The organism is Herminiimonas fonticola (assembly GCF_040395855.1).
GTDB classification, from domain to species: domain Bacteria; phylum Pseudomonadota; class Gammaproteobacteria; order Burkholderiales; family Burkholderiaceae_D; genus Oxalicibacterium; species Oxalicibacterium fonticola_A.
In genome coordinates, this window is sequence record NZ_JBEBPO010000078.1 from 1 (window position 1) to 12138 (window position 12138).

The 12138-nt window shown below is 53.8% G+C and carries 9 protein-coding genes; 4 read left to right on the top strand and 5 right to left on the bottom strand.

Going from position 1 to position 12138, the window contains the following annotated elements:
- Positions 1-482, top strand: a 482-nt coding sequence (locus tag ABWP27_RS09955; protein ID WP_353156113.1) for a GDSL-type esterase/lipase family protein, incomplete at its 5' end; no start/stop codon positions are given.
- A 6-nt stretch (positions 483-488) separates the two neighbouring features.
- Here ABWP27_RS09955 and ABWP27_RS09960 read toward each other — a convergent pair.
- The 5 genes from ABWP27_RS09960 to aceE form a co-directional block, all read right to left on the bottom strand.
- On the bottom strand, positions 489-1130 hold the full coding sequence (locus ABWP27_RS09960) for a hypothetical protein (RefSeq protein ID WP_353156115.1): 642 nt from the start codon (positions 1128-1130) through the stop codon (positions 489-491).
- A gap of 34 nt (positions 1131-1164) precedes the next feature.
- Entirely contained in the window at positions 1165-1653 is a 489-nt protein-coding gene (locus tag ABWP27_RS09965) for a hypothetical protein (protein WP_353156117.1), read from the bottom strand.
- Positions 1654-1949: 296 nt separating this feature from the next.
- On the bottom strand, positions 1950-3767 hold the full coding sequence (lpdA, locus tag ABWP27_RS09970) for a dihydrolipoyl dehydrogenase (protein WP_353156118.1): 1818 nt from the start codon (positions 3765-3767) through the stop codon (positions 1950-1952).
- 84 nt (positions 3768-3851) lie between these two features.
- Complete coding sequence (aceF, locus tag ABWP27_RS09975; protein ID WP_353156126.1) at positions 3852-5222, bottom strand: dihydrolipoyllysine-residue acetyltransferase; 1371 nt, start codon at positions 5220-5222, stop codon at positions 3852-3854.
- A gap of 124 nt (positions 5223-5346) precedes the next feature.
- Entirely contained in the window at positions 5347-8043 is a 2697-nt protein-coding gene (gene aceE, locus ABWP27_RS09980; RefSeq protein WP_353156120.1) for a pyruvate dehydrogenase (acetyl-transferring), homodimeric type, read from the bottom strand.
- A 349-nt stretch (positions 8044-8392) separates the two neighbouring features.
- Between aceE and folD the strand changes: the two genes are divergently transcribed.
- The 3 genes from folD to ABWP27_RS09995 all read left to right on the top strand — a co-directional run bounded on the left by folD (position 8393) and on the right by ABWP27_RS09995 (position 12053).
- Positions 8393-9244, top strand: a complete 852-nt coding sequence (gene folD, locus ABWP27_RS09985; protein ID WP_353156121.1) for a bifunctional methylenetetrahydrofolate dehydrogenase/methenyltetrahydrofolate cyclohydrolase FolD — start codon at positions 8393-8395, stop codon at positions 9242-9244.
- Entirely contained in the window at positions 9244-11316 is a 2073-nt protein-coding gene (locus tag ABWP27_RS09990) for a M3 family metallopeptidase (RefSeq protein ID WP_353156123.1), read from the top strand. The genes folD and ABWP27_RS09990 overlap by 1 nt, the downstream gene beginning before the upstream one ends.
- Before the next feature lie 122 nt (positions 11317-11438).
- Positions 11439-12053, top strand: a complete 615-nt coding sequence (locus ABWP27_RS09995) for a DUF4124 domain-containing protein (protein ID WP_353156125.1) — start codon at positions 11439-11441, stop codon at positions 12051-12053.
- Positions 12054-12138 lie beyond the last annotated feature (85 nt).

Consider the following 12138-nt stretch of genomic DNA (forward strand, 5'->3'; position numbering starts at 1 on the left):
GCATCCGTCGCGACACCAGCCGCGATATCGCAACGCGCTGGCAGCAGGAATGCGCGGCAAGACTGCCTGCCGATTGCGAAGCACACGTAGTCTTCTCGTTCGGCGTCAATGACACATCAATTTTTGAAGGTGTGCAGCGCGTATCGGAAGAAGAAAGCATCGCCAACTTCCAGAACATCTTGCGCACCGCTACATCAAGTTATAAGGTCTTGATGATAGGCCCGCCGCCTATGCCTGACGGTGCCCACAACCGCCGTGTCGAACGCCTGGACAAACAGTTTGCTGAATTGGCAACAACACTGAATGTTCCCTACTTATCTGTATTTGAAGTTTTGCGCAAAGATGAACATTGGCTGAAGGAAGCGATTGCCAATGATTTTGCGCATCCGGGGAAGCATGGATATGAGCGCTTGGCTGGATTGATACAAGAATGGTCTGAATGGTGGTTTATCGCTTTGAATGTTGGGCTGATAAACCGTTAGTTCAACCTACTTCGTTGCGCTTGATTTTTTAACTCGGGCTGGCGATTGATCTTTTGCTTGGACAAAAAGATCGAACTCTTCTATGGATTCCCAATCTTGCGCCTCAATGTCTTTGGTGGTCCACATCCACTGCGCTGAGGAATAAAGAAGATAAACAAATTTGTGGTATCGATCATAGAACTCTGCAAGGGGTAGTTCCGTGTTTGGTCTCGCCCTCTTGATACTGACATGCGCGGTTCGATTTCTTATGCGGCGAAACTGTGTGCCGAACTCCTCTGGCACATCAACTTGATAAACAGAAATGTGGTTTTCCCATGATGGCGCATAGCCATTTTCGATTGCATGAACTCTGTTGTTGAGCAGCTTTCGTACCTCCGTATTGAAGATGCGATCTAGTAGGCGGTGGTCGAGGTCTTTGAGGTTATTTTTACCTCGTTTAATGCAGCCAACATAAAACTCATATAAGTGATGCAAGAAGCTTGCGTATGCGTCATGAGACCGAATTTTTGTAAGCTTGTCTCGTTTCCCCATGATGTTCAGGCCAGCGAAGTGGGTAAAGCGTTCGAAGCTGTCTTTGCATAGAATAAACTCATGTGCAATGGTGGTTGTAAGTGCATTGTCTGTTGCATCACCAATTTCAAACTTCATGCAAACGTCTCCTTGTAGAGCCTAACATTTGAGTTCAGCGGTCGCCGGAGGCTGTCCGCTGGAACGATTGGCTGGACTCTGGGAGATCGCCACCAGCCTCGGCAAATAGGTCGCGCTCGATCTCCTTAAGCTTCTCTTGGGTTAGCCCGTACTTCTCACACAAACTGTATGTAATTGGATTTAAGATGTTCTCAACCTTGTTGAACAGCTCCCTAGCCACCTCCAAGTCGTGGATCATGTGATCTCGCCCAGCGGAACTAACGAAGTTCAATGCGTGGTCAACAAAGAATCGGTGGGCAAGATGGTTCCGCATTACCAACGCCTCGCGCAGCAGAGGTTCAAGCGAAGCGTCAACGACTTTGAGCAAAGACAGCTGTTTCACGAGTTGCCCCATCGTTTTGGCAGATAGTGACTCGTCGTACGCATCGATGTCTTCTTCCCATTTTTCTATGGTTGTGTACCCGGGTACATTCTTCCGAAAAAAGTCAAAGAACACCAATAACTGGCCAATCGACTGCTCCACGCACTGAGCTCGGTACATAGCGAGGCCATGATGTGCGTATACCTCCTTACAATGATCCGACTCGTCCACTAAATTCCCTAACTTTTTATACAGAAGTGATGGATAACATGACACGTGCCGTATAGCTTAGCAACCCACCCCCATGAATATGAAATTTTTTTGTTCGTCGACCGTATCATATGTGCGGATAAGCGTTTGTAGTTACTGAATACAAAAAAGCTACCGCTTGGCGGTTCTATCTCCCAATAAAAAAAGCGACGCATTGCGTCGCTTTTTTTATTGAACCAAATGAAGACTTACTTCTTCTTCATCGGTGGCAAATCAGTACAAACACCTTTGTACACTTCCGCCGCCATACCTATCGATTCACCCAGAGTCGGATGCGGATGTATGGTCTTGCCGATATCAACAGCATCAGCGCCCATCTCGATCGCCAAAGCGATCTCACCGATCATGTCGCCAGCATGCGTGCCGACAATGCCACCACCAACGATGCGTTTGGTTTCTGCATCGAACAGCAATTTGGTAAAGCCTTCATCACGACCGTTGGCTACTGCGCGGCCTGATGCTGCCCATGGGAAGTGGCCTTTTTCGAGCTTGATGCCTTTGGCTTTGGCTTCGTCTTCGGTGATGCCGACCCATGCGACTTCAGGATCGGTGTAGGCCACGGATGGAATCACGCGTGCGTCGAAGTAGGACTTCTCGCCTGCTGCGGCTTCTGCTGCAACGTGCGCTTCATGCACAGCTTTGTGCGCCAGCATGGGTTGGCCGACCAGATCGCCGATGGCGAAGATGTGGTGCACGTTGGTACGCATTTGCGCATCGACTTCGATGAAGCCGCGATCGGTCACTGCAACGCCAGCCTTGTCGGCAGCAATCTTCTTGCCGTTCGGGCTGCGTCCGACTGCAACCAATACCATGTCGTAGAGTTGCGGTTCCGGCGCTGAAACACCCACTTCTGCCGCTTCGAAAGAAACCTTGATGCCTTCTTTCAATGCTTCGACCGCAACGGTTTTTGTCTTCAACATGATTTTGTCGAAGCGCTTCTCGTTGAATTTTTGCCAGACCTTGACCATGTCGCGATCTGCGCCTTGCATCAGGCCGTCCAGCATTTCAACCACATCGATGCGTGCACCGAGAGTCGAATAGACAGTTGCCATTTCCAGGCCGATGATGCCGCCGCCGATGACGAGCATGCGCTTGGGCACACTGCGCAATTCGAGCGCGCCGGTGGAATCGACGATACGCGGATCTTCAGGAACGAACGGCAGGTTCACGACCGACGATCCGGCTGCGATGATGGCTTGCTTGAACTGGATTGTTTTCTTGCTGCCGTCGGCTGCAGTGACTTCAATGTGATTGGTGCCGACAAACTGGCCGACGCCCTGCACTACATTGACCTTGCGTGCCTTGGCCATGCCGGACAAACCGGTGGTCATCTTGCCGATGACTTTTTCCTTGTAGCCGCGCAGCGCATCAATATCGATTTGCGGTTTGCCGAAGGTGACGCCATGCGCCGCCATCGCTGCGGTTTCGTCGATGACTGCTGCAACGTGCAGCAATGCCTTGGATGGAATGCAGCCGACGTTCAGGCACACGCCACCGAGTGTTGAATAACGCTCGATCAAAACGGTAGACATGCCGAGATCGGCGGAGCGGAACGCAGCGGAGTAACCGCCAGGACCTGCGCCGAGAACCATCATGTCGCATTCGATATCGGCTTTGCCGGCGAAGCTGGCTGCTGCAGGTGCTGATACAGGTGCAGCGGCTTTTGCAGGAACAACTGCTGGTGCTGCGGCAGGTGCCGGAGTTGGGGCTGCTACTGCAACAGGCGCTGGTGCGACCGCCGGTGTTGCTGCGGGTGCTGCTGCACTTTCCGATGCTTCCAGAATCAGCAGCAGTGAACCTTCTGCAACCTTGTCGCCGAGTTTGACCTTCAACTCTTTGATGACGCCGGCGTGGCTGGCTGGAATTTCCATGCTGGCCTTGTCGGATTCGACCGTGATCAGCGACTGATCAACCTTGATCGTATCGCCCACATTGACCAGCAGTTCGATGATTTCCACTTCCTTGAAATCGCCGATATCGGGGACTTTGACTTCTATCGTGCTCATCGCTTTAGCTCCGTATTTTTATCCGGTTCGCCGCGCTTGCAGCGGCGGCACGAACCATGGTCTGATTTTTTTTGCGTACGCCGATTACAGCAGCGATTTGCGCAAATCGGTCAGCACTTCGCTCAGGTAGGTCACGAAACGTGCACCTTGCGCACCATCGATCACGCGATGATCGTAGGACAGCGACAAAGGCATGATCAGACGCGGCACGAATTGCTTGCCATCCCAGACCGGTTTCATCGACGTCTTCGACAAGCCGATGATCGCGACTTCAGGTGCATTGATCAGCGGTGTGAAATACGTGCCGCCGATGCCGCCCAGCGATGAAATCGTGAAAGTTGCGCCTTGCATGTCGGCAGGTTTCAACTTGCCGTCGCGTGCCTGTGCCGACAACTCGCCCATTTCCTGTGCGATTTGCGTCACGGTTTTTTGATCGACGCCTTTGACGACAGGCACGACCAGACCTTGCGGCGTATCGGCCGCGAAGCCGATGTTGTAGTACTGCTTGAGAATCAGGTTTTCGCCGGCTGCATCGAGCGAGGAATTGAATTCCGGATATTTTTTCAGGGCGGCAACGCAAGCCTTGATCACAAACGCCAGAATCGTCAATTTGACGCCGGATTTGGCCAGCGCGGTATTCGTCGATTTGCGCAGTTCTTCCAGCTCGGTCACATCGGCTTCGTCGTATTGCGTGACGTGCGGAATCATGACCCAGTTGCGGTGCAGATTCGGACCGCTGATTTTCTTGATGCGCGACAAAGGCTGCAATGTGGTTTCACCGAACTTGCTGAAATCCAGCGATGGCCATGGCAACAGATCGAGGCCTGCGCCACCGCGCGATGCGCTTGGCGCTGCAGCAACCGGTGCCGAAACGGGACCGGCGGCAATGATGCCCTTCACATAGTTCTGTACGTCTTCCTGCGTAATGCGGCCTTTAGGGCCGGAACCTGCAACGCTACCCAGATCAACGCCGAGTTCGCGTGCGAACTTGCGTATCGATGGCGATGCGTGTGCTTTTGCATTTGCTGCAGTCGCTGGCGCCGAAGCTGCAACAGGCGCTGCTGGTGCAGCAACCGGTGCTGGTGGCGCCACAGGAGCTGCTGCGGCTGCTTGTGCAACCGGCGCTGGCTCTGCAGCTTTCACTGGTTCTGGCTTAGGCGCTTCAACAGGTGCCGGCGCTGCTGGAGCCGGAGCGGCTGCAGGCGCTGCATCAGATGCCGATGCTTCTATCATCAGCAACAAGGAGCCTTCAGCAACCTTGTCGCCCAGCTTGATCTTGATTTCCTTGACGATACCGGCGTGGCTGGATGGAATTTCCATACTGGCCTTGTCGGACTCAACTGTAATCAGCGATTGATCGACCTTGATCGACTCGCCTACCTTGACCAGCAATTCAATGACTTCAACTTCCTTGAAATCACCGATATCCGGGACTTTGACTTCGACCATGCTCATCGTTTTATCTCCGCTTGTTTGCGTGCCCACCATCATGACAGCGGGGAGGCAAGTGGTTACAGTCATTGCTGCCTGCCATTTGCATCCCCGTCACCTCATGGATGAGGAAAGTTTTTGTATCTGATTACAGCGTTACCGGATTGATTTTTTCCGGGTTGATGCCGTATTTCGCAATAGCCTGTGACACCACAGAAACCGAAATCGCACCCTCATCCGCCAATGCCTTGAGTGCTGCAATCGTCACGAAGTAGCGATTGACCTCAAAGAATTCGCGCAGTTTTGCACGGCTGTCCGAACGACCGAAACCATCTGTGCCCAACACTTTGTAAGTACGTTCTTTCGGAATGAAGGCACGTACTTGTTCAGCGAAGGTGCGCATGTAATCGGTGGCGACAACGATAGGGCCGCTTGTGCCTTGCAGCGATTGCGTGACGTGTGCGACACGCGGAGCATCGGCCGGGTGCAGCATGTTCCAGCGTTCCACGTCCTGACCATCACGCGCCAGCAGCGTGAACGATGGTGCGGACCAGACGTCGGCCACGATGCCCCAATCGTCTTTCAACAGATCGGCAGCGGCGATGACTTCGCGCAGGATGGTGCCGGAGCCCATCAGTTGCACGCGATTTTTCGATTTCTTCGCGCCTTCCTGCAGCAGGTACAGACCTTTGATGATGTCTTGTTCCTGGCCTTCTTTCAGACCCGGCTGCGGATAGTTTTCGTTCATCAGGGTGATGTAATAGAACACATCTTCCTGATTTTCGATCATGCGCTTCAAGCCATCCTGCATGATGACGGCGACTTCATGTGCGAAGGTCGGATCGTAAGGAACGCAGTTCGGGATCGTCGATGCCAGGATGTGGCTGTGACCATCTTCGTGCTGCAAGCCTTCGCCGTTCAGTGTGGTACGACCAGCGGTACCGCCGAGCAGGAAGCCGCGTGCGCGCATGTCGCCCGCTGCCCAGGCCAGATCGCCGATACGCTGCAGGCCGAACATCGAATAGAACGTGTAGAACGGCACCATGATGCGGTTGTTGGTCGAGTACGAGGTTGCCGCCGCAATCCACGATGCCATCGCGCCCGCTTCGTTAATGCCTTCCTGCAGAATCTGGCCGGCTTTATCTTCGCGGTAGTAGCTGACCTGATCTTTATCGACCGGCTCGTACAACTGGCCTTCGCGGTTGTAAATACCGATTTGGCGGAACAAACCTTCCATACCGAAAGTACGCGATTCATCGACCAGAATCGGCACCAGGCGTTTGCCCAGATTCGCATCGCGCAACAGGATGGACATGATGCGTACATACGCTTGCGTGGTCGAAATTTCACGGCCTTCCGCAGTCGGGTCGAGCACTGCCTTGAATGCGGCCAATTCCGGCACCGGCAATTTTTCATCGGCGTGCATCCGACGTTGCGGCAGATAGCCGCCAAGCGCCGCACGACGTTCGTGCAGATACTTCATCTCAGGCGCATCGTCGGCCGGTTTGAAGAATGGAATGTCGGCCAGATGTTCGTCAGCAATCGGCAGCGAAAAGCGATCGCGCATTTCGCGCACTGCTTCGTCGTCGAGTTTTTTGGTTTGATGCGCAGTGTTGCGCGCTTCGCCCGATTTGCCCATGCCATAACCTTTGACGGTTTTGACCAGCAGTACGGTCGGCTGACCTTTGTGTTCTTGCGCTTGCTTGAAGCCGGCGTAGACCTTGTGTGGATCGTGACCACCGCGCAGCAGATGCCAGATGTCGTCGTCCGACATGCGCGAGACCATTTCCAGCAATTTTGGATGCTTGCCGAAGAAGTTCTTGCGCACGTAAGCGCCATCCTTGGCTTTGTAATTCTGGTATTCGCCGTCCAGCGTTTCCATCATTACGCGCTGCAAAATGCCTTCTTTGTCCTTGGCCAGCAACGGATCCCAGTTCGAGCCCCAGATGATCTTGATGACGTTCCAGCCGGCGCCGCGGAATTCGCCTTCGAGCTCCTGAATGATCTTGCCGTTGCCGCGCACCGGGCCATCCAGACGCTGCAGGTTACAGTTGACGACCATGACCAGATTGTCGAGTTGTTCGCGACCGGCCACGCCGATTGCGCCCATCGATTCGACTTCATCCATCTCGCCGTCGCCGCAGAATACCCAGACCTTGCGGTTATCGGTTTTCGCGATGTCGCGTGCGTGCAGGTATTTAAGGAAACGCGCCTGATAGATTGCCATCAATGGGCCGAGACCCATGGACACCGTCGGGAACTGCCAGAAATCCGGCATCAGCTTCGGATGTGGATACGACGACAAGCCATGACCATCAACTTCGCGACGGAAGTTGATCAATTGGTCTTCGCTCAAGCGGCCTTCGAGGAAAGCGCGAGCATAAACGCCAGGCGATGAGTGACCCTGGATATATAACAGGTCGCCACCGTGGTCTTCGGTCGGCGCATGCCAGAAATGATTGAAGCCGGTGCCCAGCATATTGGCGAGCGACGCAAAGCTGGAGATATGACCACCCAGATCGCCGTCAACGCGGTTGGCTTTGACCACCATCGCCATCGCATTCCAGCGCATCCATGAACGCAGGCGTTCTTCGTATTCCAGATTGCCGGGCGAGTTCTCGCCGAGATCGGCAGGAATGGTATTAACGTATGCAGTGGTACTGGAGAATGGAACCTGCGCACCGCGACGACGTGCCAGATCGATCAAGCGCTCCATCAGATAATGAGCGCGATCAGGGCCCTCGTTTTCGATAACGGATTCGAGGGCATCAAGCCACTCTTGCGTTTCCATTACATCTGGATCGTTAGCGGCTTGCGCCAGTACTTGGTCGATTTGGGCGGACATCGTTTGTCTCCTGATTTATCTTAATGCCGTTTTTTGTAAAAACGGACGTCATTTTTAAAGCCAATAACACGTATAGTCGTGCAGATTGCGCCGAGTTTAACAGCAGTTTTTGTTATTTTCAAATGGCGATATCATTTATCATAATGCGAAATTATGTGGCATAGCAGCATTTTTAAAGGCTTTTAGCCCATTTTGAACTATTCGCCGCGCATGGCAAGCGCCATCCAGGCAGGCCAGCCTGAAAACCGGTTAGACCTCCGTTCACTTCGCTTTGCATGCCCGGCTTTTGCCCCGCTTATTTTGCGTCCCTTATAATCAGTCTTTCCCTTTTCATTTCTATTATTAATTCATGAGCGCACATATCATTGACGGCAACTTGCTTTCTCAACAACTTCGCCAGGATGTCGCGGCACGTGCCGCCGCCCTGAGCGCCAAAGGCAAACAACCTGGCCTGGCCGTGATTCTGGTCGGCGCCGATCCGGCTTCCCAGGTTTATGTACGCAACAAGGTCAAGGCGTGCGAAGACAATGGCTTGTTCTCTTTGCTGGAAAAATACGAAGCCGATATGACGGAAGCCGCCCTGCTGGCGCGCATTGCTGCACTGAACAACGATCCTAAAATCCACGGCATTCTGGTTCAGATGCCGCTTCCCAAGCACATTGATCCAACCAAAGTGATCGAGGCGATCTCGCCGCGCAAGGACGTGGACGGTTATTCCGTATTGAGCGCCGGCGAACTGCTGACCGGCCTCCCCGGCTTCCGCCCTTGCACGCCTTACGGCTGCATGAAGCTGATCGAAAGCACAGGCACCAAAATTGCCGGCAAACACGCAGTCGTGATCGGCCGTAGTAATACAGTAGGCAAACCGATGGCATTATTGCTCTTGCAAGCCAATGCCACCGTCACCATCTGCCATAGTGGAACTGCAGATCTCGGCTATCACACACGCCAGGCCGATATCGTCGTCGCTGCCACCGGCCGCCGCAACACCTTGACCGCCGACATGATCAAACCCGGCGCCATCGTGATCGACGTCGGCATCAACCGCGATGACAACGGCAAACTGTGTGGCGATGTCGATTTCGCTGCAGCCAAGGAAGTCGCCGGCCACATCTCGCCTGTACCGGGCGGTGTCGGCCCCATGACCATTACCATGCTTCTGGTGAACACCATAGAAGCAGCAGAGAGAGAAACCAACTGATGAATATTGCCCTTAACCCGCTGCTGGATTTTTCCGACCTTCCACAATTTGCTGCGATCAAACCCGACCATATCGGGCCTGCGATCGACAGCCTGCTGGACCAAAGCCGTAACGTCGTCAAGGAACTTGAAGAGCCGATTGCGCAAGTGACATGGGAAAACTTTGTCGAGCCTTTGGAAAACGTCACCGAAAAACTCAGCCGCGCGTGGGGCATCGTTGGTCATTTGAATGCTGTCGTCGATACGCCGGAACTGCGCGCTGCGTATAACGAAAACCAGCCGAAGATCACCGAGTTCTGGACCGAACTGGCGCAGAACCTGACGCTGTTCACCAGTTACAAGGCACTGCAACTGGGCCCGGATTACGCCGGCTATTCAGCCGCACGCAAGAAAATCATTGAAAACGCCGTGCGTGATTTCCGCCTTGGCGGTGCCGAATTGTCGGAAGAAGATAAACCGCGCTTTGCCGAGATTCAGGAAAAGCACGCAGCACTGACGACCAAGTTTTCTGAAAATATCCTCGACGCGACGAATGATTACGCCTTGTTCGTTGAGGACGAAGCAGAACTCGCGGGCTTGCCTGACGATGCGAAGCAGGCCGCGCGCGCTGCGGCAGAGAAGGATGGCAAGACTGGCTATAAATTCACGCTGCATTTCCCTTCGTATTTCCCTATCCTGCAATACGCGGACAAACGCAGCCTGCGCGAAACGATTTATCGCGCCAATGCGACCAAGGCATCCGAGCTCGGTGGCAAACCGGAATGGGACAATACGCAAAATATCGTCGACATCCTGAAGTTGCGCGATGAAGAAGCCAAACTGCTGGGCTATAAAAATTACGCCGAAGTGTCGCTGGTCTCGAAGATGGCGCAAACGCCGGATCAAGTCATAGACTTCCTGCAGGATCTGGCCCAGCGTGCCCGTCCGTTTGCCGAAAAAGATCTGGCCGAATTGCGCAGCTTCGCGCAAAAAGAACTGGGCATAGAAAAACTGGAAGCATGGGACGTCACCTATGCATCGGAAAAACTGCGCGAACAGCGTTATGCGTTTTCCGAACAGGAAGTGAAACAGTATTTCCCTGAACCGAAAGTGATCGCCGGCCTGTTCCGCACGATCGAAACGCTGTTCTCGGTCACCATCAAACCGGACACCGCACCAGTCTGGCATCCGGACGTGAAATTCTTCCGCATCGAAAAAGACGGCGCGCTGATCGGCCAGTTCTATATAGATCTGTACGCACGCCAGGGCAAACGCGGCGGCGCATGGATGGACGATGCGCGCGGTCGCCGCCGCCTCGAAAGCACGAATGGCATTCAGACGCCGGTCGCTTACCTGACCTGCAATTTCACCGAACCTGCGGTCATCGATGGCAAAACCAAACCGGCGCTGTTCACGCATGATGAAGTGATCACGCTATTCCACGAATTCGGCCACGGTCTGCATCACATGCTGACGCGCGTCGATGAACTCGGTGTGTCCGGCATCTCCGGCGTTGAATGGGACGCAGTTGAATTGCCATCGCAGTTCATGGAAAATTTTTGCTGGGAATGGGATGTGCTGCAGCATATGACTGCACATGCCGATACCGGCGCAGCGTTGCCACGCGCATTGTTCGACAAGATGATCGCCGCGAAGAACTTCCAGTCCGGCCTGCAAACCTTGCGCCAGGTCGAGTTTTCACTGTTCGACATGCATCTGCATTACGATTACCAGCCTGGTGGTAAACAAAGTGTGCAGGATGTATTGAATGCAGTGCGCGCGCAAGTTTCAGTCATGACGCCACCGGAATTCAACCGTTTCCAGCACTCGTTCGCGCATATTTTTGCCGGTGGCTATGCGGCCGGTTACTATAGCTACAAATGGGCGGAAGTCCTGTCTGCCGATGCCTACGGTGCCTTTGAAGAAGCAGGAAAAGCCAGCGGCAATGTCTTGTCCGGCGATACCGGCGCACGCTTCCTGCGCGAAATTCTGGCGATGGGCGGTTCGCGCCCGGCGATCGACTCATTCAAGGCTTTCCGTGGCCGCGAACCGACGATCGATGCCTTGCTGCGACACAGCGGCATGGCAGCTTAGCAGTGCAAACAATCGGCTCATTCAAGCTATGAGCCGATTGTGCAATCTGGCTGGAATGCACGAGTTCTCGTGCAAATTTTCTAGCGCAATACGTTTCATAAAACGATAAACGGGACGAGAAGATGAAAAACGGTTTGCTGCCGCTGTCACTACTGATCACCTTGCTGTTTTCGGCCAATGCCCATGCCCAGCTATATAAATGGGTCGCACCCGACGGCAAGATCACCTATAGCGACACGCCACCGCCATCATCCATCAAAAAAGTGGAAGAGAAGGCGCTCGCTACCGGCCCTTCTACTGCCGGGTTTCCGTTTGAACTTGCACAAGCCGTCAAAACCAGCCCGGTCACGCTGTACACAACAGCCAAGTGCGAAGCCTGCACGGACGCGCGCAATCTGCTGAATACACGCGGTGTTCCATACACGGAAAAAACCGTGAGCAGCAATGACGACATCGCACGCCTGAAACAGGCTGGCGGTGACAGGCAATTGCCATTCGCGACGATAGGTTCACAAAAGCAATCCGGTTTTAATTCCGAGTTATGGGATACCGCATTGACCAGCGCAGGTTATCCAGCCAGCAGCCAGTTACCGAAAAGCTATCGCAATCCGGCACCAGAACCTGCCGCACCAAAACCAAAAGCTGCAGAAGCCAGGGCCGCTGACAATCAACCTGCTGCAACACCTACCGACACCCTGCCGGCTACCGGCAATGCACCGCCGGGTTTCCGTTTCTAAATTTCAGTTTCTGATTCAGATTTAGCCTTACCTTATGACGCGTATCGACTTTCACAGCAATGTTCCAGACAAAATCGCGTACGCG

Coding starts and splice junctions, on each gene's coding strand:
- ABWP27_RS09960 (WP_353156115.1), bottom strand. CDS start 1,130: ATGAAGTTTGAAATTGGTGATGCAACAGACAATGCACTTACAACCACC.
- lpdA (WP_353156118.1), bottom strand. CDS start 3,767: ATGAGCACGATAGAAGTCAAAGTCCCCGATATCGGCGATTTCAAGGAA.
- aceF (WP_353156126.1), bottom strand. CDS start 5,222: ATGAGCATGGTCGAAGTCAAAGTCCCGGATATCGGTGATTTCAAGGAA.
- aceE (WP_353156120.1), bottom strand. CDS start 8,043: ATGTCCGCCCAAATCGACCAAGTACTGGCGCAAGCCGCTAACGATCCA.
- folD (WP_353156121.1), top strand. CDS start 8,393: ATGAGCGCACATATCATTGACGGCAACTTGCTTTCTCAACAACTTCGC.
- ABWP27_RS09990 (WP_353156123.1), top strand. CDS start 9,244: ATGAATATTGCCCTTAACCCGCTGCTGGATTTTTCCGACCTTCCACAA.
- ABWP27_RS09995 (WP_353156125.1), top strand. CDS start 11,439: ATGAAAAACGGTTTGCTGCCGCTGTCACTACTGATCACCTTGCTGTTT.